General features: G+C 73.7%; 22 protein-coding genes. 11 read left to right on the plus strand and 11 right to left on the minus strand.

Going from position 1 to position 22,859, the window contains the following annotated elements; all coding sequences use genetic code 11:
* Positions 1 to 36 precede the first annotated feature (36 nt).
* From ABD993_RS11715 to ABD993_RS11735, 5 genes are all read right to left on the minus strand, one after another.
* On the minus strand, positions 37 to 921 hold the full coding sequence (locus ABD993_RS11715; RefSeq protein ID WP_345415875.1) for a LytR/AlgR family response regulator transcription factor: 885 nt from the start codon (positions 919 to 921) through the stop codon (positions 37 to 39).
* Between the two features lie 191 nt (positions 922 to 1,112).
* Positions 1,113 to 2,006 carry a S49 family peptidase gene (locus tag ABD993_RS11720; RefSeq protein ID WP_345416129.1) on the minus strand — a complete coding sequence of 298 codons (894 nt, stop codon included), beginning with the start codon at positions 2,004 to 2,006 and terminating at the stop codon, positions 1,113 to 1,115.
* Between the two features lie 25 nt (positions 2,007 to 2,031).
* The gene (locus ABD993_RS11725) at positions 2,032 to 3,237 is read right to left on the minus strand and encodes a sensor histidine kinase (RefSeq protein WP_345415878.1); all 1,206 of its coding nucleotides are present in this window, start codon (positions 3,235 to 3,237) and stop codon (positions 2,032 to 2,034) included.
* Positions 3,238 to 3,242: 5 nt separating this feature from the next.
* Complete coding sequence (locus ABD993_RS11730) at positions 3,243 to 4,124, minus strand: Fpg/Nei family DNA glycosylase (protein WP_345415881.1); 882 nt, start codon at positions 4,122 to 4,124, stop codon at positions 3,243 to 3,245.
* A 2-nt stretch (positions 4,125 to 4,126) separates the two neighbouring features.
* Positions 4,127 to 4,582: a hypothetical protein gene (locus ABD993_RS11735; protein WP_345415884.1), complete on the minus strand. Its 456-nt coding sequence runs from the start codon at positions 4,580 to 4,582 to the stop codon at positions 4,127 to 4,129.
* Positions 4,583 to 4,749: 167 nt separating this feature from the next.
* Between ABD993_RS11735 and ABD993_RS11740 the strand changes: the two genes are divergently transcribed.
* The 3 genes from ABD993_RS11740 to ABD993_RS11750 are packed head-to-tail and all read left to right on the plus strand — an operon-like array spanning position 4,750 to position 8,719.
* Positions 4,750 to 5,223 carry a MarR family winged helix-turn-helix transcriptional regulator gene (locus ABD993_RS11740; RefSeq protein WP_345415886.1) on the plus strand — a complete coding sequence of 158 codons (474 nt, stop codon included), beginning with the start codon at positions 4,750 to 4,752 and terminating at the stop codon, positions 5,221 to 5,223.
* On the plus strand, positions 5,220 to 7,925 hold the full coding sequence (locus tag ABD993_RS11745) for an MFS transporter (protein WP_345415889.1): 2,706 nt from the start codon (positions 5,220 to 5,222) through the stop codon (positions 7,923 to 7,925). The genes ABD993_RS11740 and ABD993_RS11745 overlap by 4 nt, the downstream gene beginning before the upstream one ends.
* Entirely contained in the window at positions 7,922 to 8,719 is a 798-nt protein-coding gene (locus ABD993_RS11750) for a YceI family protein (RefSeq protein WP_345415892.1), read from the plus strand. The genes ABD993_RS11745 and ABD993_RS11750 overlap by 4 nt, the downstream gene beginning before the upstream one ends.
* Before the next feature lie 17 nt (positions 8,720 to 8,736).
* On the opposite strand, the gene ABD993_RS11755 is transcribed toward ABD993_RS11750, so the two are convergent.
* Positions 8,737 to 9,258 (minus strand): methylated-DNA--[protein]-cysteine S-methyltransferase, encoded by a 522-nt coding sequence (locus ABD993_RS11755; protein WP_345415895.1) that lies wholly within the window; start codon positions 9,256 to 9,258, stop codon positions 8,737 to 8,739.
* A complete protein-coding gene (locus ABD993_RS11760) occupies positions 9,255 to 10,895 on the minus strand; it encodes a TM0106 family RecB-like putative nuclease (RefSeq protein WP_345416131.1) in 1,641 nt (546 codons plus the stop codon). Before ABD993_RS11760 ends, ABD993_RS11755 begins: the two co-directional genes overlap by 4 nt.
* Positions 10,896 to 11,144: 249 nt before the next feature.
* On the opposite strand from ABD993_RS11760, the gene ABD993_RS11765 reads away from it, so the two are divergent.
* Genes ABD993_RS11765 through ABD993_RS11785 form a run of 5 tightly spaced genes read left to right on the plus strand, consistent with a single transcriptional unit; the run spans position 11,145 to position 14,791 of the window.
* Positions 11,145 to 11,882, plus strand: a complete 738-nt coding sequence (locus tag ABD993_RS11765; RefSeq protein WP_345415898.1) for a DUF6474 family protein — start codon at positions 11,145 to 11,147, stop codon at positions 11,880 to 11,882.
* A gap of 31 nt (positions 11,883 to 11,913) precedes the next feature.
* A complete protein-coding gene (locus ABD993_RS11770) occupies positions 11,914 to 12,471 on the plus strand; it encodes a hypothetical protein (RefSeq protein WP_345415901.1) in 558 nt (185 codons plus the stop codon).
* Positions 12,472 to 12,520: 49 nt separating this feature from the next.
* The gene (locus ABD993_RS11775; RefSeq protein WP_345415904.1) at positions 12,521 to 13,249 is read left to right on the plus strand and encodes a YcnI family copper-binding membrane protein; all 729 of its coding nucleotides are present in this window, start codon (positions 12,521 to 12,523) and stop codon (positions 13,247 to 13,249) included.
* Positions 13,246 to 13,809 carry a copper resistance CopC family protein gene (locus ABD993_RS11780; RefSeq protein ID WP_345415906.1) on the plus strand — a complete coding sequence of 188 codons (564 nt, stop codon included), beginning with the start codon at positions 13,246 to 13,248 and terminating at the stop codon, positions 13,807 to 13,809. The genes ABD993_RS11775 and ABD993_RS11780 overlap by 4 nt, the downstream gene beginning before the upstream one ends.
* 16 nt (positions 13,810 to 13,825) lie before the next feature.
* Positions 13,826 to 14,791: a copper resistance D family protein gene (locus ABD993_RS11785; protein ID WP_345415908.1), complete on the plus strand. Its 966-nt coding sequence runs from the start codon at positions 13,826 to 13,828 to the stop codon at positions 14,789 to 14,791.
* 132 nt (positions 14,792 to 14,923) lie between these two features.
* Here the strand turns inward: ABD993_RS11785 and ABD993_RS11790 are convergent, their stop codons facing one another.
* The 3 genes from ABD993_RS11790 to ABD993_RS11800 all read right to left on the minus strand — a co-directional run bounded on the left by ABD993_RS11790 (position 14,924) and on the right by ABD993_RS11800 (position 17,970).
* Positions 14,924 to 15,799, minus strand: a complete 876-nt coding sequence (locus tag ABD993_RS11790; protein ID WP_345415910.1) for a pentapeptide repeat-containing protein — start codon at positions 15,797 to 15,799, stop codon at positions 14,924 to 14,926.
* Positions 15,800 to 15,893: 94 nt separating this feature from the next.
* A complete protein-coding gene (locus ABD993_RS11795) occupies positions 15,894 to 17,267 on the minus strand; it encodes a dihydrolipoyl dehydrogenase family protein (protein ID WP_345415912.1) in 1,374 nt (457 codons plus the stop codon).
* Positions 17,268 to 17,295: 28 nt separating this feature from the next.
* The gene (locus ABD993_RS11800) at positions 17,296 to 17,970 is read right to left on the minus strand and encodes an NAD(P)H-binding protein (RefSeq protein ID WP_345415914.1); all 675 of its coding nucleotides are present in this window, start codon (positions 17,968 to 17,970) and stop codon (positions 17,296 to 17,298) included.
* Between the two features lie 311 nt (positions 17,971 to 18,281).
* Here ABD993_RS11800 and ABD993_RS11805 point away from each other — a divergent pair, with 311 nt between their 5' ends.
* Genes ABD993_RS11805 through ABD993_RS11815 form a run of 3 tightly spaced genes read left to right on the plus strand, consistent with a single transcriptional unit; the run spans position 18,282 to position 21,088 of the window.
* Positions 18,282 to 19,310, plus strand: coding sequence for an NAD(P)-dependent alcohol dehydrogenase (locus ABD993_RS11805; RefSeq protein ID WP_345415917.1), 1,029 nt, complete (start codon positions 18,282 to 18,284; stop codon positions 19,308 to 19,310).
* 24 nt (positions 19,311 to 19,334) lie between these two features.
* Positions 19,335 to 20,399 (plus strand): amidohydrolase family protein, encoded by a 1,065-nt coding sequence (locus tag ABD993_RS11810; RefSeq protein WP_345415920.1) that lies wholly within the window; start codon positions 19,335 to 19,337, stop codon positions 20,397 to 20,399.
* Positions 20,396 to 21,088 carry an iron-sulfur cluster assembly protein gene (locus ABD993_RS11815; protein ID WP_345415923.1) on the plus strand — a complete coding sequence of 231 codons (693 nt, stop codon included), beginning with the start codon at positions 20,396 to 20,398 and terminating at the stop codon, positions 21,086 to 21,088. The genes ABD993_RS11810 and ABD993_RS11815 overlap by 4 nt, the downstream gene beginning before the upstream one ends.
* A gap of 168 nt (positions 21,089 to 21,256) precedes the next feature.
* On the opposite strand, the gene ABD993_RS11820 is transcribed toward ABD993_RS11815, so the two are convergent.
* Positions 21,257 to 22,750, minus strand: a complete 1,494-nt coding sequence (locus tag ABD993_RS11820; RefSeq protein WP_345415926.1) for an MFS transporter — start codon at positions 22,748 to 22,750, stop codon at positions 21,257 to 21,259.
* Positions 22,751 to 22,859: the final 109 nt, after the last annotated feature.

Below are 22,859 nucleotides of genomic sequence, written 5' to 3' on the forward strand. Positions count from 1 at the left end.
GCGCCCTGGGCGCCGCGGAACCCCGATCCCTGGTCGTCACCTCTGGCTCCACGCCTGCTTGGTCGCCCGGACCAGGCGGTCCTTCAGCTCGCGGGTGTGCCGCCGCGAGACCGGCAGCTCGGCCGTGTCCGGCCCGGACCCGACCCGCACGACGTACCCCGACCCGGACAGCCGCAGCTCCGTGACCAGCGGCAGCGCCACCAGGAACGAGCGGTGGATGCGCACGAAGCCCGCGTCTCGCCAGCGGTCCTCGAGCACCGACAGCGGGATCCGGACGAGGTGGCTGCCGTCCGTGGTGTGCAGCCGGGCGTAGTCGCCCTGGGCCTCGACGTAGCGCACCGCCGACCGCGGGACCAGCTTCGTGGTGCCCGCGAGCTCGACGGGGATGACCTCGTCCTCGTCCCGCTCCGGCGCCGCGGCCTCGACCGGGGCCGCGGTGGCGCGGTTGGAGATGATCCGGTCCAGCGCCGCCGCCAGCCGCTCCTCGCGCAGCGGCTTGAGCAGGTAGTCCTTGGCGCCGACCTCGTAGGCGTCCACCGCGCGGTCGTCGTGCGCGGTGACGAACACGACCTCCGGCGGCTGGAGCATCGACCCGAACACCCGGGCGAGCTCGAGCCCGTCCAGCCCGGGCATGCGGATGTCGAGGAACACCACGTCGATGTCCGTGCGGTCCGCCAGCCGCGCCGGTGAGGGCGTGGGCAGCGGCTGCCCGGCCGCGCGCGCGGCACTCATCGACGCGTGCGAGTGCTCCCGGGTGCTGCGCGCGCTGAGCTGCCGCAACGCCTCGGTCGCGTCGGAGGCCTTGAGGACCTCCGCGACCCGCGGGTCCTCGTTCAGCAGGAACGCCAGTTCTTCGAGGGCCGGCTGCTCGTCGTCCACAGCCAGGACGACCAGACCTCCGGAGCTGTCGGTGCTGTCCACGATCTCCTCATCCTGCGTACCCGGTGCCCGGACCGGATCCGCCGCCTCCGCGCCGCCATCCGTGTCCGTGAGGACCATGGTGACGGTGATCGGTGCCGGATGCCAGGGCATCTCACCAATCTGCGACCGATCGGCTACACATCGAACGGGTGACGCGGGCCCCGCGTCCTGGTTCGCCCGCCGCGGCGACGCTACAGACCGTAGCGCGCCCAGCTCGCTCTGATGTCCGCCGCCTGGGCCAGTCCGAGCGCGACGTCGGCCGCGGTGACCTGCGCCCAACCGGCCGTCGAGGCGGCCGCGGGGGCGCCCAGACCGAGCCGGGCGAGCAGCGGCCTGCGTCCCTCGACCGGGGTCAGCCGCGCCTGCGGGAAACGCTCGGTCAGAATCCCCCGAGGGGTGCCCAGCCCATCGACCAGCCCGAGCTCCGCGGCCCTGGCGCCGGTCCACACCTCGCCGGTGAACAGATCGGCCCCCTGGGCCAGGCGCTCGCCGCGCCTGCCGGTGACCCACTCCTTGAACATGTCGTGCAGCTCGCCCTGGATGCCGGTGAGCCAGGCGACGTCCTCCTCCTTCTCCGGGAGGAACGGGTCCAGCCGCGCCTTCGAGGTTCCCGCGGTGTGCAGCCTGCGCTCGATGCCGAAGCGCTCGATGAAGCCCTCCAGCCCGAACCCCGAGCTGACGACGCCGATCGAGCCGACCACCGACGTCGGGTGGGCGTAGATCTCGTCCGCGGCACAGGCCAGCCAGTAGCCGCCGGAGGCCGCCACGTCCTCGCAGAACGCCAGTACGGGCAGATCGTGCTCCTCGGCCAGCCCCCGGATCCGCTCGCCGACGAGCGCGGACTGGGTGGGCGAGCCGCCGGGCGAGTTGATCAGCAGCGCCACCGCGACGGCGTGCTCGGTGGTGAACGCGCGCTCGAGCACCTTCTCGGTGGACACCGAGTTGATCACCGAGCGCGGCACCGGCCCGCCCGTCTGCGGCGTGATCACCCCGTGCAGCCGCACCATCGGGACGACGGGTTCCTCCGCCTTGTCCCCACCCAACCGGCCGGGCAGGCGGGAGCTCAGACGATCGGGGATACGCAGGGCGTCCATGTCGCCACATTACGCATCAGGCGCGGATGCCCGCCCGGAACTTGGGAACGCGCAGGGTGATCTTCATGCCCGCGCCCACGGCCGTGTCGACGACGAGGCCGAAGTCGTCCCCGAAGGCGCTGCGCATGCGGTCGTCCACGTTGCCCAGGCCGACGTGGGCCCCGGAGAGGTGGGCGTCGTCCAGGTCCTCGGTGAGACGGGCGGGGTCCATGCCCACGCCGTCGTCCTCCACGATGATCACGCACTCGGCGCCCGCGTTCTCCGCGGTGATCGTGATCGTGCCGCCGTTGGGCTTGCTGGCCAGCCCGTGCCGCACCGCGTTCTCCACCAGCGGCTGCAGCGCCAGGAAGGGGAGCACGACGTTGAGCACCTCGGGGGCGATCTGCAGCTTGATGTTGAGCCGGTTGCCGAAGCGGGCCTTCTCCAGCGCGATGTAGCGCTCGATGTTGGTCAGCTCGTCCGACAGCGTCGTGTACTCGCCCGCGGACCGGAACGAGTAGCGGGTGAAGTCCGCGAACTCGATCAGCAGGTCCCGCGCGCGCACCGGGTCCGTGCGGATGAAGCTCGCGATCGTGGTCAGCGCGTTGTAGACGAAGTGCGGCGAGATCTGCGCCCGCAGTGCCCGGACCTCGGCCCGGTTGAGCCGGGCGCGGGACTCGTCCAGCTCCGCGAGCTCCAGCTGGCTCGACACGTACCGCGCGACCTCCGCGGTGGCCCGCAGCAGCACCGGGCCCGCCGTGGCGTTGGTCAGCGCGGCGAGGGTGCCGATGATCGTCCCGTCGCTCTCCAGCGGCACCGCGACGATCCCGCGGATGTCGCAGTTCGGGTAGTGGCACGCGATCGAGCCGTGCGAGAGCACCTGCTGGCGGCCGGTGGTGATCACCTGGTCGGCCAGCGCGACGACGTCCGGCTTGTGCTGGTCCGCCTCGCCGTCCCAGGCCAGGACCTCGCCCCGGGCGTCCGTCATGGTCAGCGCGCTCGTGTCCAGCAGCGTGCGGAGGTAGGGCAGCGCGTAGTTGGCCGAGTTGGGGTTCAGCCCGTCCCGCAGCGCGGGGGCCGCGAGCGCGACCGTGTGCAGCGTGGAGAAGGTGGCGCGTTCCAGCGGGCTGGCGAAGGTGTGCCGCCGCGAGCGGCGCACCAGCAGCACCGCGATCACGATCACCAGCGCGACGATCACCGCCGCCAGAACCAGGACCAACGGCGATGCGAGCACCTCCGCCACCGCCGTCACCTCACCAGCCTGCTCAGCCGCCGGTCGGCCAGGGGTTTGCCGCCGGTCTGGCAGGTCGGACAGTACTGGAACGACCTGTCCGCGAAGGACACCTCCCGCACGGTGTCGCCGCAGACCGGGCAGGGCAGCCCGGTGCGCGCGTGGACCCGCAGCCCCGAGCGCTTCTCGCCCTTGAGCGAGGCCGCACCCTGCCCGACGGAGCGCGCCACGGCGTCCTCGAGGACGGAGCGCAGGGCCGCGTACAGCACGTCGACCTTCTCCTCGGTGAGCCGCCCGGACACGGCGTACGGCGACAGCCGGGCGGTGTGCAGGATCTCGTCCGAGTACGCGTTGCCGACGCCGGCGAGCACCTTCTGGTCGACGATCAGGGTCTTGATCCGCTCCGACCGCCCCGCCAGCAGCTCCCCGAACGAGGCGCGATCGAGGTCCAGTGCGTCCGGCCCCAGCCGCGCGACGCCGGGGATCTCCTGCACGTCTCGCACGAGGTAGACCGCCAGCCGCTTCTGCGTGCCCGCCTCGGTCAGGTCGAAGCCGGGCCCGCCCACGGCGTCCAGGTGCACCCGCAGCGCCAGCGGCCCGCGCCCGGTCGGCTTGGGCGGCGCGGTCGAGGCCTGTTCGTGCCAGCGCAGCCACCCGGCCCGCGAGAGGTGCGTGACCAGGTGCAGCGGCCCGGCGTCCGGCCGGTCCTCGAAGTCCACCGAGAGGAACTTGCCGAACCGCGATGCCCCGGTGACCACCCGCCCGACCAGCGCGGACACCGGTGGGTCGAAGGTCTTGAGCACGCTCATGCTCGCCACGTCCACCCGCGCGACGGGACGGTAGAGCGCGTGGTCGCGCAGGTGCTGGGCGAGGGCTTCCACCTCGGGCAGCTCGGGCACGACTAGCTCACCGGTTGCAGGGGGCTGTCGGCGTGCCCGGGGGTGCCGCGCTGGCGCAGCGAGAGCAGGACGACCCGCATCTCCTCCTGCGCCCGGCTGATCCCGCGGACCTTCCCGACCCAGTGCTCGCGGCCCGCGTCGGTGTTGTAGTGCCCGTCCGTCTCCGCGACGATCTTCCACGGCCTGCGCAGGTACCAGCGCACCGGGAAGAACCCCAGGATGAGCAGCGCGAGGAACCAGTATCCGAGCGGGACGTGCAGCCGGGACTGGGAGAGCAACGGCCAGGCGACGATCACCACCCCGAACACGATCAGGGCACAGACGACCATCACGACGGCCCCGCGGCCTCCGTCCACATCGTGCTCGAACTCGTCCCCCACCGCCGGGGGCGACCAGTCGATCTGCCGGGTGACCTGCCAGGTCCGCCCGTCGCCCGCGGTGACGGTCTTGCGCACCATGCGCGCCGATCTCCCCTCCCGCCGCCCCGCGCGGCAGGACTCCACCATCCCACACGCGCGCGGCACGTAGCGGGGATCACGACGAACCGGTTTGCGCGCCGTCCGCAGCAGGCACATAGTTGCAGCGGACAACTCCTTGCGTGATACATGCAAAGAGAGGGTAAAGGATGCTCCAGCGCCATACCGACGCCGCCGATCGCATGATCGGCGACATCGTGCTGCTGGTGCGGCTGCTCAAGCGCGCGGGACCCGCCCTGCACGGGCACGACTCGGCCGGCTTCCCGGTGCTCACCCGGCTCGCCTACGAGGGCCCGCGGCGCTCGGGTGAGCTCGCAGCCGCGATGTGCAGCGACCCGTCCACCGTCAGCAGGCAGGTGGCCGCGCTCGTCAAGGCCGGACTCGTGGAGCGTCGGGCCGATCCCGAGGACGCCCGCGCCAGCCTGGTCGCGGTCACCGCGGAGGGCGAACAGGTCCTCGACGCCGAGCGCCGCACCCGCGCGGCCCGGCTGACCGAGGCCCTGCGCGACTGGACCCCCGAGGCCCGCGAGGACTTCGCCGACCTGTTCCACCGCTTCGTCGCCGACCTGCAGCGCCAGCACGACCGACAGCACGACCCATCGCACCACGAGGACACCCGATGACCAGCACCACCGCCGTGCAGGCCCCCGTCGACCGGGGCGGTGAGCTCAGCCACAGGCAGATCGTCACGATCCTGGTCGGCCTCGCGCTCGGCATGTTCCTGGCCGCGCTCGACCAGACCGTCGTCGCGACGGCCATCCGCACGATCGCGGACGACCTGGGCGGGCTCTCCCAGCAGGCCTGGGCCACCACGGCCTTCCTCATCACCGGCACGATCACCACGCCGCTCTACGGCAAGCTGTCGGACATCTACGGCCGCAAGCCGTTGTTCCTCACCGCGATCTCCATCTTCATCGTGGGCTCGGTGCTCTGCACGTTCGCCACGTCGATGTACATGCTCGCGGGCTTCCGCGCGGTGCAGGGCCTCGGCGCGGGCGGGCTGTTCTCGCTGGCCCTGACGATCCTCGGCGACATCGTCCCGCCGCGGGAGCGGGCCCGCTACCAGGGCTACATCCTCGCCGTGTTCGGCACGTCCAGCGTGCTGGGGCCGGTCATCGGCGGCGTGCTCTCCGGAGTGGACTCCCTCGCCGGGATCGACGGCTGGCGCTGGATCTTCCTGGTCAACGTGCCGATCGGGCTGGTCGCGCTGGCCGTGGTGGCCAAGGTGCTCAACGTCCCGCACGTCAAGCGGCCCCACAAGATCGACTGGCCCGGCGCGCTCACCCTGGCGATCTTCCTGGTCCCACTGCTGATCGTGGCGGAGCAGGGCCGCGAGTGGGGCTGGGGCTCGGACCGGGCGCTGGGTTGCTACATCGTCGGCGCGATCGGCCTGGTGCTGTTCCTGCTCTGCGAGCGCGGCATCGGCGACGACGCCCTGATCCCGTTGCGGCTGTTCCGCAACGGAGTGTTCAGCCTGACCAGCGTCGCCGGGATCATCCTCGGGATGGGGATGTTCGGCGGCATCGCGCTGCTGCCCCAGTTCCTGCAGATCGTCCACGGCGCCTCGCCCACCGAGTCCGGCTTCCTCATGCTGCCGCTGGTCGGCGGGATCATGGTGGCGTCGATCGTCTCCGGTCAGGTCACCTCGCGCACCGGCCGCTACAAGATCTTCCCGGTGATCGGCACCGCCCTGCTGACCGGCGCGCTGCTGCTCATGCACTTCCTGGTCACCTGGGACATCCCGCTGTGGGAGCTCGACCTGCTCATGGCGATGTTCGGGCTCGGCCTGGGCTGCTGCATGCAGACCCTGGTGCTGGCCGTGCAGAACGCCGTGCCCGCGCGGGACATGGGCGTGGCCACCGCCTCGTCCACGTTCTTCCGTCAGATGGGCGGCACGCTCGGCACCGCCATCTTCCTGTCCATCCTGTTCTCCACGGTGGGCGACAAGATCACCGCTGCGTTCCAGGGGGACGCGGGCCAGGTCTTCCGGGCCGCCGCCGCCAACCCGTCCGTGATCGCGGACCCCGCCAACACCCAGATCCTGCAGGGCGCGCAGTCCGGCGACCTCTCGACCGCGTCGGGTGTGCTCAACGACTCCGCCTTCCTGCAGCAGATCGACCCCGGTCTCGCCCGGCCGTTCCTGGTCGGGTTCACCGACTCGATGACGCTCACCTTCCTGATCGCGTCCTTCGTGACGTTCGGGGCGTTCGTCCTCGTGTTGTTCGTCAAGGAGCTGCCGTTGCGCACCATGTCCGGCGCCCAGGCCCGGCTCGCGGAGGAGGCGGCCGCGATGCCCGCCGCCGAGTCCGCCGAAGCCGCCCAGACCACGCAGTCGACAGTGGCGGCGCAGGAGAGCCCCGCCCCGTCGCCGCTGCCCCGACCCGAGCCCGTCGACCCGTTCGCGACACCCGCGCCGGTGAGCCACAACGGTTCGGTCAACGGGAACGGCTCCGCCGACGGGAGCGGCACGGCCAACGGCCGCGGCAGACACGCCCTCGGCGGCGGGCTGCCCGCCGCGGTGGCCCAGCCCTCGCTCGACGGCGGCAGCGGGCCCGAGGTGAACGGCATCGTGCACCGCGCGGACGGCTCCGGGCTGGCCGAGGCCGTCGTCACCCTGACCGACCCCGCGGGCCGCCAGGAGGGCCGGACGGTGACCGGCCCCGACGGCGGGTTCCGCATCCCGCTCGCCCACGGCGGGACCTACCTGATCGTCGCCACCAGCGGGGCCTACCAGCCCTACGCCGCGATGGTCGCGGTGGCGGACCGGCCGGTGCGCCACGACGTCCCGCTCGCAGGCACCTGCTCGCTGCGCGGCACCGTCTACGGCGGGGACGGCGGCCCGGTCGCGGACGCCGCGCTCACCCTGATCGACGCCCGCGGGGACGTCGCCGCCACCGGTCGTCCGGACGAGACCGGCCGCTACCGGCTCGAGGGCGTACCGGAGGGCCGGTACACGCTGACCGCGACGGGGCCGTCGTTCGCGCCGGTCGCCGCGGCCGTCGAGCTGCGGAGCGGGAGCACCACCGACCACGACGTCCAGCTCCCGCAGCGGGCCCGGCTCACCGGGACCGTGGTCGCGGCCAGCGACGGGCACGGGATCGGCGAGGCCCTGGCCACCCTGATCGACGGCGAGGGCGCGGTCGTCGCCACCGCCGTGACCGGGCCGGACGGGTCGTTCGTGTTCGAGGACCTGCCCGGCGGCACCTACACGCTGACGGCGAGCGGGTACGCGCCCGTCGCCACCGTCGTCCAGGTCGGGGCGGGCGGGGTGACCACCGCCGACGTCGCGTTCCCGGCCCCGTCCGCGGTGGAGGAGCTGCGATGACCGACGTCACCGGCAGGTTGATGACCCCCGACGGCTGGCCGGTCACCGGCGGCACCCTCACCGCGGTCGACGCGACCGGGGTGCAGCGCGGCCGGGCCACCAGCCGCGAGGACGGCGGGTTCGTCCTCGAGGGGCTGTCCGACGGGCCGCACACCGTGATCGCCGCGGCCGCCGGGCACGAGCCCGCGGCGCGGACGGTGCAGGTCGCGGGCTCCCGGGCCACGCTCGGCGTGCTGGAGCTGGCCCGGGTCGGCGGGGACGTGCTCCCCGCCCCCGGCACGTGGACGATCGACCCGCACCACTCGTCGATCCAGGCCACCGCCCTGCACCTGGGGATGAGCCGGATCCACGGGCGGCTGCGCAGCTTCTCCGGGCACGTCCAGGTGGCGGACCCGCTGGAGAACAGCTCGGTCGAGGTCGTCATCGACCCGACGGCCGTGGACTCGGACGACACCGACCGGGACGCGCACCTGCGCTCCCCGGACTTCCTCGACGTCGACTCCTACCCGGACATCACCTTCAAGTCGGACGGGCTGACCCGCCTCTCCGGGCGGAACTGGCGGGTCGACGGCGTGCTCACGCTCAAGGGTGTGAGCGCCCCGGTCGCGCTGGACGTGCAGTACCGCGGCACCGGCCCGGACCTCTGGGGCGGCACCCGGGCGGCGTTCTCGGCCACCACCGAGATCAGCCGGGACGACTTCGCGATCAGCTGGAACCAGAGCGTCCTGGCGGGGATCCTGGCGGTCGGCCGCACCCTGCGGATCGACATCGACATCCAGGCCGTGAAGTCCTAGGACCAGGCCCTGAAGTCCTAGAACAGAGTGGGGGCGAGCACGCCCTCGTGGGCGAGCAGCCACTCCTTCATGGCGCGGCCGCCGCCGAACCCGCCGAGGCCGTCGGCGGCCATGACCCGGTGGCAGGGCACCACGACCGGGATCGGGTTGGAGCCCATGATCGAGCCGACCCCGCGCGCCGCCGTGAAGCCGTGGCCCTCGTAGGCCCCGCTCGCGGCGGCGAGCTCGGCGTAGGTCGTGGTGGCCCCGAAGCGCACCTCGCGGAACAGTGTCTGCAGCACGGTCCGCTGGGTGCCGTGGGTGAGCCGCCAGTCCAGCGGCAGGTCGAAGACCCGCCGCGCCCCGGCGAGGTACTCCGCGACCTGCTCGACGGCCGGGCCCGGCTCCTCGACCGGCTCCAACCCGAGCCGGTCGGCGGCCTGCTCGGCGCGCTCCGGATGCGCACCGAACGCGACCAGGCACAGCCCGACCTCGGTACTCCCGAGCGTGAGCGCGCCCACCGGTCCCGGCGCGGGCACCACCGCCCAGCCGAGCCTCACAGCTCGGCCGCCAGGGGGACCTCGAGGATCGCGGGGCCGGTCATCCACTCCCGCAACGCCTTCGTGGCCAGCACATCGTCCGTGTTGTAGCCGAGCAGGCGCTCGCGCTGAGCGGTGTCCGGCGGGGCACCGTCCATACCCACCGCGTCCCGGTACCAGCGCATCGAGTTCTCGCCGCCTGCCTCCGGGTCCCGCCAGGTGAACCCCGCGACGGGCGCGATCTTCTTGAGCCCCTTGCCCTGGGCGCACAGGAACCACTCGTTGACCACGGCGAACAGGTCCACCCAGGAGTCCGCCGCGATGAACTCCCGCACCTCCGAGATCGGCGGCACGCCCGGCATCCCGGCGAAGCGCACCGCCGACGACAGCAGCCACCGGTTCTCGGCCTGCTCGTTGTAGCAGTAGGCGGCGAAGCTGCGGCCGGACTCCGCGGCGGCGGCCCGGATCCCGGACAGCCACGTCCAGAACTCGCCGAAGGACCTGCCCTCGTCCTCGGTGGGCACCGGCTCCCAGGTCGCGAACGCGCGATAGCCCTCCGGCTGGTCCCCCGGCCGCGCGCCGCCCGGGTAGCTCAGCTGGGCCCCCCACAGGTACGCCCCGGACTCACCGAAGCTCTCCATGTCGACGTCCACCTCGACGTCCGCCCGGACGACGGGCACCGAGGGCACCCGCCGCGCCACCGCCAGGCCCCGCCGCCAGCCGCGGGCCAGCGCCACCGCGTCCGCGAAGGGCATCCCCGGCATGGGGATCGGTTCGTGGGCCGGATCGAGCGCGGCCAGTGCGTCCACCGTGTCGACGCCGATCTCCCGCAGGGCGGCCGCGGTGTCTCCCCTCACGACGAGGCTCACGTCCCGTCGCGCAGCCAGCGCGGCCTCGCAGGTCGGCCACCACGGGCACCGCCTGCACTCCAGGATCCGGGACGGCTGCGCCAGCGGCTCGGCGCCGGTGGCCGCGGCCCGCGCGACCGCGATCCGGTCGGCGAACCGCTCGTCGTACTCCGCGAGGGTGCTGCGCTCCCCAGGCCAGTGCTCCGCGCGCAGGTCGTGCCACACCACCACGTCCGCATCCAGCCCGACGACCCCGCCGAGCGCCGCGTCCCGGGGCGCCCAGCCCGCGGCCTGCGCCATCCGCAGCAGGTGGGCCAGCCGCAGCAGGTCCCGCGGCTGGGAGCGGACCTTGCGCTCCTCGTCCGGCCGGGCGAGCTCGGGGAACGGGGTGCCCAACGGCACGGTGAGCGCACCGCTGCCCGGATCGGTGATGCGGTGCCGCACCACGATCACGGGCAGGTACCCGCCGGGCCCCCGGACCAGCAGTTCCGCGGCACCGCGACGGCCGGCCGGGTCCAGCGGCAGGACCGCGCCGCCGATCACGGCCACGCCCGCGGCCACCAGCTCACCGGTCAGCCGCGCCCGCTCCCGCGCCGTGCCCTCCGCGGGCACCGCCCGCCACGCCTCGCCCTGCGCCGCGGCCAGGGTCTCCGCGATGTGGGCGCGGTGCTCCCGCGCGTCCGCCCGGCGCTGCTCGATCGCGGGGTCCGGCAGCGCGCGCGGCAGTTCGTCCGCGGTCGGGTCGTGGTCCAGGTGCACCCGGCGGCGGCAGCGGGTGGTCGCCGCGGCGTCCAGCGCCGGGAGGGGCACGGGCGCATTCGGGCCCGCACGCCCGTCCGAGCCGCTGATCGTCGCCGTCACAGGCCCGAGGGTAGAGACCGGCACCGACAACTCCGCGCCTGCCACGGCGGAGCAGGCCCGTCCGCCCCGTCCGGAGGGCGTCCCGACCGGGCGCACCGGCGCGTTCGACGCCTGCTCGGCGCGGTCGCGCAGTAGTGTCCCGGGTCCGGACACTAGGCTGCGCTGGACGGTCGGCGACACGCAGGAGGCACGGGACAGATGGCGCGGCGACGGGGCACCTCCGGGGCCCCCGCGAAGGCCCTGGCGAAGGCCGAGCGGAAGGCCGACAGGTCGGCTCGCAAGGTCGCGGCTCGGACCGCGAAGACGGCGAGGAAGGCCGAGGCGAAGGCGCGCAGGGCCGCCGAGCAGGCAGGAGACCGCGTGAGCCGGGCCGCGGGTACCGCACTGGCCGCCGTCGAGGCCGTGACCTCGGACAAGCCGGGTCGCCGGGCCGTGAAGAAGGCGCGCAAGTCCGCGGGCAAGGCACAGAAGGCGCTGTCCAAGGAGGCCGGGACCGCCGCGCCGAAGGACCTCACGCCCGCGCAGACCCGCCGGTTCCTCGCCGTCGGGAAGGCCGTGGCGCCCCTGCTGCTGCCCTACGGCATCGCCGCGGCGGGCGTCGCCCGCGCCCGCTGGGACGACCACCGCGCCAGGCAGCTCGGCGTGCCCGCCGACCAGCTCGGCCGGTTCACCGGACGGGGTGGCGCGCTGCACGCCCGGATCTCCCGCGCGGGTGAGGCGCTGACCGAGGTCGAGGCCGCGGGCACCCCCGAGGGGCGCGCGTTCGCGAAGGAGACGCGGCCGCGGCTGGCCGACCTCGCCGTCGCGGTGCGGGCGGCCGAGCAGATGCCGACCCCCCGCCGTCGCACGGCCTTCCGCGCGGTGGCGGGCGAGCTGGACCGGGTGGAGGACGCCCTCCTGGAGCACCTGGGCCTGGGTAGCCGACCCCACACCTGATCGTCGGGGGCACCGGCTACCGTCTGTGCCTGTGTCGTCCCGGATCCGCCCCTCCGGGGTCGTCCGGAACGCCCGGTCGGTCCCCGGGAGCGTGCTGCGCGCAGCCGTCCTGGCCTGCCTGGCGACCCTGCTCACCGCCCTGGGTCATCTCGCGGGTGGCGGCACCCTGCCGGACCTGGCCCTGCTGGTGGTGCTGTTCCCACTGCTCGCGGTCGTGGTCACGGCGCTCGCCGAGCGGGTCCGTGGCCGGCTCGGCGTGCTGGCAGTGCTCGGCGGCGGCCAGCTCGTGCTGCACGAGCTCCTGGTGCTGCTGGGCCACGACCACGGCGGCTCGGTCGGCGGGCCGCGGATGCTGCTGATGCACGCCGCGGCCACGCTGTGCGCGGGACTGCTGCTCCAGCACGTCGACCGGCTCCTGGCCGCTCTCGGTCGGGCGCTGGCGCGGGTGGTCCCCCGGCGGATCCCTCCGCCGCGCGTCGAGATGCCGCTGCCGGTGCGGGCCGTGCCCGCGACGGGTGTGCGGCGACGGGCCGCGGTGGGCACCCCGCGGCGTCGAGGTCCTCCGGTTCCGGTCGCTCTCCGACCCTGAACCGCACCCCACCGCGGCCGCGCCGCGGTGGCTCGACCCGAGGACACCCATGTTCACCCTTCGTCGATCGGCCGCCGTCGCGGCCGTCGCGGCCGGTCTGCTGCTCGCAGGCGCCGCCCCCGCCTTCGCCCACGTGACCGCCCAGCCCGGCACCGCCGAGCAGGGCGGCTACACCGTGGTCAACTTCCGTGTACCGAACGAGTCCGCCACTGCGGGGACCGTGAAGCTGCAGGTCAACCTGCCCGTCGACCACCCGATCACCTCCGCGCGGACCACGCCGCAGCCCGGCTGGACCGCCGAGGTCGTCAAGGGCACGCTGCCCGCGCCCGTCGAGGTGAACGGCGCACAGGTGACCGAGGCCGTCACCGCGGTCACCTGGACGGCACAGCCGGGGACCCGGATCGGGCCCGGCCAGTTCATCGACTTCCCGCTGTCCGTCGGCCCGCTGCCGACCGACACCGACCAGCTGGTCCTGCCCACCGTCCAGACCTACGACGACGGCCGCGTCGTCGCCTGGGACCAGCCGACCGTCGCCGGGGCGGAGGAGCCGGAGCACCCGGCGCCGACCGTCACCCTGACCGCCGCGGCAGGGGGCGCGCACGGGCACGACGCCGCGGCCGCCACCTCGGGCGGGTCCACGGAGGGCGGCGCCACGGACACCACCGCCCGCTGGCTCGGCGGGACCGGGCTGCTGCTCGGCGCGCTGGGCCTCGGGCTCGGCGGCGGCGCGCTGCTGCGCAGTCGTCGGTCGACCGCGAAGGAGAAGGTGGACGCATGAGCAGGCTCGTCCGGCTCGGCGGCGGCGCGCTGATCGCGATGGTCGCGCTGCTGGTCGGCGCCTCGCCCGCGTTCGCCCACGCCCAGTTCGAGGGCAGTGACCCGGCGGACGGCGCCAGCCTCGCGACCGCGCCGCAGACGGTCACGCTGACCTTCAGCGACACCATGCGCCAGGGCTTCAACACCGTCACCGTGACCGGGCCGGACGGCGTGCAGTACCAGGCGGGTGAGCCCACCGCACAGGACACCACCGTGAGCGTGGCGCTCAACCCGCTCGGGCCCGCCGGGGTCTACCAGATCGGCTACCGGGTGCTGTCGGACGACGGCCACCCGATCACCGGCCGGCTGGGCTTCACCCTGACCCAGCCGGGCACCGCGGCCCCCGCGACCGGGTCCGCAGCGCCGGTCGCCCCGACCACGGCACCCCCCGTCGAGGCGGCCCCGGCCCCCGCGGCGCAGACCGAGGAGTCCGGCGGAATGCCCGTCTGGCCGTGGATCGTCGGTGCCGTGGTGCTGGTCGGCGCGGGTGTGGCCGTCGCGATGCGGCTGGGCCGCTCGTGACCGGGACCGGGCACTGATGGGAGCGCCGACCGCGGCCCGCGGCACGGCCGAGCGGCTCGCGCCGCTGGTGTGGCCGCTGATCGCGGTCGGCGCCGCCCTCGTCGCCGGGGTACTGGTCGCGGCGGTCGGGGTCACCCTCGCCGCGACCGCCGTCCGGGGCCTGGCGGACGCGGCCGCCGTGGCGTGCGTCGGGCTCGGCCTGGTCACCGTCCTCGTTCCGACCAGCGCGCGGGACGCGACCGGCACCGCCGTCATCCGGCGGGGCGACCGGGCCACCGTCGTCGCGGCGGGCGGCTGGCTGGTCACCGTGCTCGTCTCGCTGGTGCTGCGGACCGCGGAGGCGGTCGGGAGGTCGGCCGGGTCGGTGACCGCGGCGGATCTCGGCGCGTTCGTCACGCGGATCGCCGCGGGACGAGGCCTGCTGCTCACCGCGCTCTGCGCACTGGTCGTGCTGGGGTGTGCGGTGGCGCGGCTGCGCACGCCCGAGTCCGTGCCCGGCCGGGTGGTGCTCGTGGCGGCGCTGCTCGGCGCGCTGACCCCGGCCGTCACCGGACACACCGGCTCGTCGCCGGACCACCAGCTCGCGGTGGTGACGGTCGCGCTGCACGTCGGCGCGGCCGCGCTGTGGGTCGGTGGGCTGGGTGTGCTGCTGGTGCTCGTCGCTCCGCACCGCAGGCAGCGCGAGAAGGCGTTGCCCCGGTTCTCCCGGATCGCCACGGTCTGCGTCGTCGGCACCGGGATCACCGGCCTGGCCAACGCGGCGCTGCGCCTCCCGCGCCTCACCGACCTCCTCACCACCGGCTACGGCGCTCTGCTGCTGGTCAAGACCGGCCTGATCGTCGTCCTCGCCCTGCTCGGCGCCCTGTCCAGGCGACGGCTGCAGCGCGGCACCCTCCCCGTCCTGCGGTGGGCGGGGATCGAGGTGACCGTGATGGCCGTGACGATCGGTGTCGCGGCAGCGCTGAGCCAGACCGCGCCCTGAGCGACGCCCCTGATCCCCGACCGGGAAGCTGCACGGTCGGCCGCCTGACACACATGATCCACGAACGGGGAGCCACACGGTCGAATCCCGACCGCCCCACTCCCGACGAGTGGATCAAGCCGACACCGGAGCTCAGGGCCGACGGCGGCGCCGCGGCCGACGACCGTCCCCCGCGGGAGGGAAGAGCCAGTGGGCGGGAGCCGCGGTCCCCTCGGGGAGCCGGGTCGTGGTGTCCCCGCGGGCCGCGGTGAGCTGCGCCGGGACCAGGAAGATCACCTCGCGGAGGTCCGCGCCCTCCAGCCGGGCCCCGCGCAGGTCGGCCCCGGTGAGGTCGGCGCCCCGCAGGTCCGCGCCGCGCAGGTCGGCTCCGATCAGCAGCGCCCCACGCAGGGACGCCCGGCGCAGATCCGTCCGCCGCAGCGACGCCCCGACCAGGTGCGCGCCCCGCCGATCCGGCCCGTCGCCGCGGACGAGCCCACTGGCCTCCACGAGCAGCGGATTCACCGAGGCGCGATGGGCGTCGACGTCGACTGCGCGCAGCTGCGCGGGCTCCCCACCCGCCACCTCCTCGAGTGTCGCGATCACCGCGCCGAGCCGCGCGAGCAGATCGTCGGCGGAGCCGGACCGCACCCCCGAACCCCCCTCTGCCCCGCCCGCCGCGACGCGGGCGATCAGCCCCTGCGCCTCCACCGCCAGGTTCAAGAGCTCATGCAGGCCCCTGAGCTGGGCGAACGCCTCGAAAGCCAGGTCGGCGTCCCCCTCACGCCAGTCGATCCGCGCAGACAGCGCCTGGCCCGCGCCGAGGCAGTCGAAGACCGTGCAGCCGACCATCCCGCGCTCCCGCAGGTCGGCGTGGACCGTGCAGCGGGCGTCCGCGGCGAGGTGGCGGCAGGGCGTGCCCGCCGACTTGGTGAAGGCGAAGTCCGACGACTTCGCGAACGCGGGGGCCACACAGCACAGCCCGGTGCACCGCGAGCAGTCCGCGCGCAGGTCCTCGATCGCGATCACGCCCGCCGACGCTACGCCCGGCCGGCCACGCGACCGTCGCTGGACGGCGAACCGGATCCGTCCCACTCGCAGACGATCACCACACCGGCGCGGCTCAGGAGCGGTAGGCCTCCAGGAGTCGCAGCCACACCTCACTGATCGTCGGGAAGGACGGGACCGCGTGCCAGAGGCGCGCGAGCGGCACCTCGCCCACCACCGCCACCGTGGCCGAGTGCAGCAGCTCCGCCACGTCCTGCCCCACGAAGGTGACCCCGACCAGCACCTCCCGCGCGGTGTCGACGACCATGACCGCCTTGCCGCTGTAGCCGTCGGCCTGCAGCGAGGACCCGGCGACGGCGATGTCCAGCGACACCTCGCGCACCGACAGCCCGGCCTCGCGCGCCTGGGCCGCGGTCCGGCCGACGTGCGCGACCTCGGGATCGGTGAACACGACCTGCGGCACCGCGACGTGGTCCGCGGTCGCGGCGTGCTCGCCCCACGGCGAGCTGTCCACCGGGTGCCCCGCGACCCGGGCCGCGATGGCCGCACCGGCGATCCGCGCCTGGTACTTGCCCATGTGGGTGAGCGGTGCGCGGCCCGTCACGTCCCCGACCGCGTACAGCCAGTCGCCGAGCGCCAGACCGCTGTCGTCGATCTCGACCGCCGAGCCCGGGGAGAGCCCGACCGTGTCCAGGCCGATGTCGGCGCTGTTCGGCTTCCGCCCGGTGGCGAGGAGCAACTCGTCGACCTCGATCGTCTCGTCCCCGACGGTCAGGGCGATGGCGTCCCCGGCGGGCGCGACGGCGTCCAGCCCGGTCCCGAGCCGGACGTCCACCCCCTCCGCGCGCAGCGCCTCGGCGACCCGCTCCCCGCCGACCGGCTCGACCGACGGCAGCAGGGTGGCGCGGACCAGCATCGTCACCTGCGACCCGAGCCGCGCGTAGGCCTGCGCCATCTCGCACCCGACGACCCCGCCGCCGAGCACGCCCAGCCGCGGCGGTGCCGCCTCGGCGGAGGTCGCCTCGCGCGAGCCCCACGTCCGGACCTGGTCCACACCGGGTATCGGCGGCCGCACCGGCACGCTCCCGGTCGCCAGGACGACCGCGTGCCGGGCCCGCAGAACCTCGTCGCCGACCTGGACCGTCCGCTCCCCGATCAGCCGCCCCCAGCCCCTGACCAGGGTGATCCCGGTGGAGGAGACCCACTCGGCCTGCGACGAGTCGTCCCCGCGGGAGGTGAAGTAGTCCCGCCGGGCGAAGACCTCCTTCGGGTCGAACTCGGCGGTCACGCCGGGCAGCCTGCGCGCCTCGGCCACCGCCTTCGGCGTCCGCAGCAGGGCCTTCGACGGGATGCACGCCCAGTAGGAGCACTCACCGCCGACCCGCTCCGCCTCCACGAGCGCGACCGACAGGCCGGCCCGGTGGGCGTAGTCCGCGGCGTTCTCCCCCACCGGCCCCGCACCGATCACGACGACGTCGTAGTCACTCAACGGGTCCTCCTCTCCACGCTCGCGGACATCATCGCGTGCCCCCTCCTCGCACGGACGCGACGGCGCCGACGATGTCGTCGTCCCCACCCATCAGCTCGAGGGTGAGGCCCGCCGTCCCCGGCGCCTCCAGCAGCGCGGCGAGCACGGCCGCCGTGTCGTCCCGCGTGACGTCCACCCGCGGGATCGCCGAGGTGGACAGCGCGACCTTGCCGACGCCCGGGTCGTCGGTCAGGGTGCCGGGCCGCAGGATCGTCAGGTCGAGATCGGCCCGACCGCGCAGCGCGTCCTCCGCGGCCTTCTTCGCCGCCACGTAGGCGACCCAGATCTCGCCGCGGCTCGCGTCCGGCTCGGCGTCGACGCCGGTCGCCGAGACGAGCAGGTAGCGCCGCACCCCGGCAAGCGCGGCCGCATCGGCCAGCAGGACGGCGGCGGCCCGGTCCACCGTGTACTTGCGCTCTGCCGTACTCCCCGGGCCCGCGCCCGCCGCGAAGACGACGGCGTCGGCGTCCTTCAGCGCGGGCGCCAGATCGGCTGCGGCGGACTTCTCCAGATCCAGGACCACGGCCTTCGCCCCGGTCTGTTCGACGTCCGCGACGTGGTCCGGGTTGCGCACCACCCCGACCACCTCGTGGCCCTGGTTCGCCAGCAGCGTGGCCAGCCTGAGCGCGATCTTGCCGTGTCCCCCGGCGATGACGGTTCGCATGGGCGCGACGCTAGACCCGCCCCGCAGCCCGCGCGCGGCGTGCGTTCCACGTGGAACACCCCCTCCCGACGGACGGGTTGTCGCAGGATGAGACAGGTCGCCGACTCGATCAGCGGCGACCGTCCCATGCAGCGTCGTCGCAGCTCAGAGCACATATCTGCGCACAACGAAGATCTCCTTCACCGAGCCTTGTCGATCTTGGTGCGCCCGATTAGTCCGTTTTACCAGGGAGCGGAATCCATCACCTTGTGACACCGCGCACCCGGGTTGACGGTGATCGGGACCACATCGACTCGCGAGGAGGTGACGGCGTGAAGGCCGTCCGGGTGCACGAGTACCACTCCGATCCCACGATCGACGACATCCCCGAGCCGACCCTGCAGGGCCCGCTGGACGTCATCATCAAGATCGGCGGGGCGGGCGTCTGCCGCACCGACCTGCACATCATCAACGGTGACTGGGCCGAGGCCCAGAACCCGTCCCTGCCGTACGTGATCGGCCACGAGAACGCGGGCTGGGTCGAGGCGATCGGCGACGGCGTCACGAACGTCGCCGTGGGTGACACCGTCATCCTGCATCCGCAGCCGAGCTGCGGACTCTGCCTGGCCTGCCGACGCGGCCGGGACATGCAGTGCGAGAACGCGTTCTTCCCCGGCCTGAGCAACAACGACGGCGGGATGGCCGAGTACCTGCGCACCACGGCGCGAGCCTGCATCAAGCTCGACCCGAGCACCAACCCCGCGGACGTCGCCGCGCTGGCCGACGCGGGCATCACGGCCTACCACGCGGTGCGCAAGGCGGTCCCGGACCTGTTCCCGGGCACGACCGCCGTCGTGCAGGGCGTGGGCGGCCTCGGCCACATCGCGGTCCAGGCGCTCGCGGCGATCACCGGCACGCGCATCGTCGTGGTCGACCGCAACCCCGACGCGCTGGCCCTGGCCAAGCAGATCGGCGCGGACGAGACGGTCCTGGCCGACGGCACCCACATCGAGGCCGTCAAGGACCTCACGAACGGACGCGGCGGCGACGTCGTCTTCGACTTCGTGGCCGAGCAGGGCGCCGAACTCGACGCCTGGCAGATGACCGCCCCCGCCGGGTCCCAGTACATCCTCGGCTACGGCGGCGAGTTCAAGGCTCCGACGCTCGACTTCGTCGGCGGCGAGAAGAACGTGATCGGCAACATCGTCGGCACCTACGCCGACCTCACCGAGCTCATGGTCCTGGCCCAGGCCGGGAAGGTCACGTTGCACACCAAGCAGTACCCGCTGGAAGCGGCACTGGACGCCCTTCACGATCTCGACGCCGGCCGGGTCCGGGGTCGGGCGATCTTGGTCCCGTAAGAACTGACGGAAGGACCCCACCACATGTACGAGAAAGACGGCGAGAAGTACTTCGTGGTCGACAGCCACAGTCACTTCTGGGACGCGTCCAAGGAGAACTGGGTCGAGGGCAAGGAGCAGTTCGCCAAGGGCTGGATCGACTGCTTCTACGGCTACCACCAGCTCGGTCCGCCCGAGACCCACTGGGACTGGGACCACTACCTCAAGCCCTCGCCCGAGGACTTCGAGCGCGACATGTTCGTCGAGGGCCACGTCGACTACGCGATCTTCCAGTCGACGTATCTGAAGGAGTGGTACAAGGACGGCTTCAACACCGTCGACCAGAACGCGGCCCTGCTGGAGAAGTGGGGCGACAGGCTGATCGTCAACGGCCGCTTCGACCCGCGTGAGGGCGACGCGGGCCTCAAGCAGCTCGAGGCGGACGTCAAGAAGTACAAGCACAAGGGCGTGAAGCTCTACACCGCGGAGTGGAACGGCGCCTCGCGCGGCTACAAGCTGACCGACCCGGAGTGCTACGAGTTCCTCGCCGCGGCGCAGGAGCTGGGCATCAAGAACATCCACGTCCACAAGGGCCCGACCATCTGGCCGCTGGACAAGGACGCGTTCGACGTCGCGGACGTCGACCACGCCGCCACGGACTTCCAGGGCCTGAACTTCATCGTCGAGCACGTGGGCCTGCCGCGCATCGAGGACTTCTGCTTCATGGCGGTCCAGGAGCCGAACGTCTACGCCGGGCTGTCCGTCGTGGTCGGTGGCCTGATGCACGCCCGCCCGAAGTTCTTCGCCAAGGTGATGGGCGAGCTGTTGTTCTGGGTCGGCGAGGACAAGATGCTCTTCGGCGGCGACTACAACATCTGGGTGCCGAAGTGGCAGGTCGAGGGCCTGGTCGACTGGCAGATGCCGGACGACGACCAGTTCGCCGACTACCCGCGCCTCACCACCGCGTCCAAGAAGAAGATCCTCGGGCTCAACGCGGCCAAGCTCTACGACATCCCGGTGCCGTCCGAGCTGCAGCTGCCGACCGCCGCGGACGAGGCCTCCGCGCCGGGTGAGGAGCTCGTCGAGGACCGGGCGGGTGCCCAGGCATGAGTGACCTGCCCGCCGAGGTCTGGCGGGCGCTGGGGACGGTGCTCGACCCGGAGCTGGACGAGCCCATCACGGACCTCGACTTCGTCGAGTCGTGCACCGTCTCCCCCTCGGGGGAGGTCTCCGTGGGTCTGCGCCTGCCGACCTTCTTCTGCGCACCCAACTTCTCGTTCCTCATGGTGGCCGACGCCTACGACGCGGTCTCCGCGGTCCCCGGCGTCACGCGCGCGCTGGTCACGCTCGCCGACCACCACGCGTCGGACGAGATCAACGGCGGCGTCGCGGCCCACTCCGGGTTCGTGGGGTCGTTCGCGGGTGAGGCCACCGCCGAGCTCGACGACCTGCGCCGCACCTTCCTGTCGAAGGCGGCGTTGGCAGGGCAGGACCGGCTCGCCCGGCCCTTCGTCGAGGAGGGCCTCGGCCCGGACGACCTGGCGGACCTGACCCTGGCCGAGGTGCCGGACTCGATGGAGCTCCGCAGGCTCCGCGACCGGCGCGCCGCGATCGGCCTGCCCTACACCGACGAGGCGCCGCTGCTCATCCACGGCGACGGCTCACGGGTCACGGCCGCGCAGGTGCCGCTGCACCTGCGTCGGGCGAGGCTGCAGCGGGTGGGGATCGAGACCAACGGCGAGTACTGCAAGAGCCTGCTGAAGGTCCGGTACTCCGAGGAGGCCAGGGCCCGAGTCTGACCTGCGCGGACAGCACCCCCGTCGTCGGCGGGGGTGCTGTTCGTGTGCGTCGCCGGGCGGCGGGACGAGTCGGCTCGGATCACGGACGGACGCGCGTGGCACCGTCGATGATCCACACTTCGGGAGCGACGGGGTCGAGGAACGACCGCTCCGCTCCCGAGGGGTGGATCACGGACGGGTGAGCGCCACGGCGGGCTCCACCGCCGGGGCGACCGGGCGGGGGCGCAGCAGGAAGGCCGCGGCCACCGCGCCGACCAGCGCGACCACCGCCGAGACCTCCAGGGCCAGCCGCACGCCCGCGGTCTGCGACACCGCGTAGGCCGCCTGCACCACATCGGGCGCGGTCACCGCCGCGGCTCCGCGCAGGTCGCCCGCGGCGAGCAGGTCCGCCGCGACCGGGAGCTTGCCTCGCGCCGAGACCAGCGCACCGGCGTGGATGATCGCGCCGAGCACCGCGATGCCGAGCGCGTTGCCGAGCTGGCGGGCGGTGTTCGCCGCGCCCGCCGCCACCCCGCTGCGCTCGGGCGGCACCCCGACGACCGCCGCGGCGCCGAGCGCCGGGTTGGCCAGCCCCATGCCCAACCCGCAGGCCAGGAAGCCGGGCAACAGCAGGGCGAAGGTCCAGTCCGGCCGGACGAACGCGAGCGCGGCCAGACCGACCGCCGACAACCCGAGCCCCGACGCGAGCCGGGCCCGCAGCGAGAACCGCGCGCCGATCCGGGCGCCGAACAGCGCGACGAGCGTGGACAGCAGGGTCGCGGGCAGGAACCAGAGCCCCGCCTGCAGCGGGCTGAGGCCGAACACGATCTGCAGGAACGGGCCGAGCAGCACCAGCATCGACAGCAGCGACAACGCCAGGGCCAGGCCCGCGACCAGACCGCCCGCGTAGCTCGGGATCCGCAGCAACGCGACGTCGAACAGCGGGACCGGGCGTCGGCGCTGCTGCAGCACGAAGGTCGGCAGGAGCAGCACCGCGATCCCGAAGGCGATCCACACCCGCGGCGCGAGACCGCCTCCGACCCAGCTGATCCCGAGGATGAGCCCGCCGAGCCCGACGCTGAGCAGCAGCGTCCCGACCAGGTCGAACCGGCCCATCGCCGCGCCGCGGCGCGCGGGCAGTGCGATCACTCCGAGCAGTGCGGCCACGGCGGCGACCGCGGCCAGGACCGCGAGCGCGGGCCGCCAGCGACCGAACTCCAGGGCGATCCCGGCGCCGACCGGCCCGGTCGACAGCCCCGCGCCGATCGCGGCGCCCCAGAGGGCCATCGCCCGAGCCCGACGCTGCGGCTCGACCGCCTGGACCACCAGGCTCAACGACGACGCCAACAGCGCCGCCCCCGCCGCCCCCGCGGCGATCCGCGCGCCGACCAGGAGCGGCACGCTCGTCGCGACCGCGCAGGCCGCCGACAGGAGGGCGAACGCGGCCATCGCACCGATCCACACCCGCCCGGCGCCGTAGCGGTCGGCGAGAGCGCCCCCGGTGAGCAGCAACGCCCCGATCCCCAGGGCATAGCCGCTGACCAGCAGGTTCAGCTCCGCGATCCCGACGCCCAGGTCCTCCCCGATCGCCGGCAGCGCGACGATCGGCAGGGGGAAGGCGGCGAACACCACGAAGGGGGCGAGCGCGACCGCAGCGATCGTGACCCCCTGGGTTTTCTTCACGAACTCAAGCTACGGAGCGACCGACGCCTCGTCAACGCCCCTGCCCGCCCCGTCACACCCCACCGCGACCACGAGGAGGACCTGCACGAAGGCGTGATGATCACCGCCA

The organism is Pseudonocardia xishanensis (assembly GCF_039541715.1).
Taxonomy (GTDB): domain Bacteria; phylum Actinomycetota; class Actinomycetes; order Mycobacteriales; family Pseudonocardiaceae; genus Pseudonocardia; species Pseudonocardia xishanensis.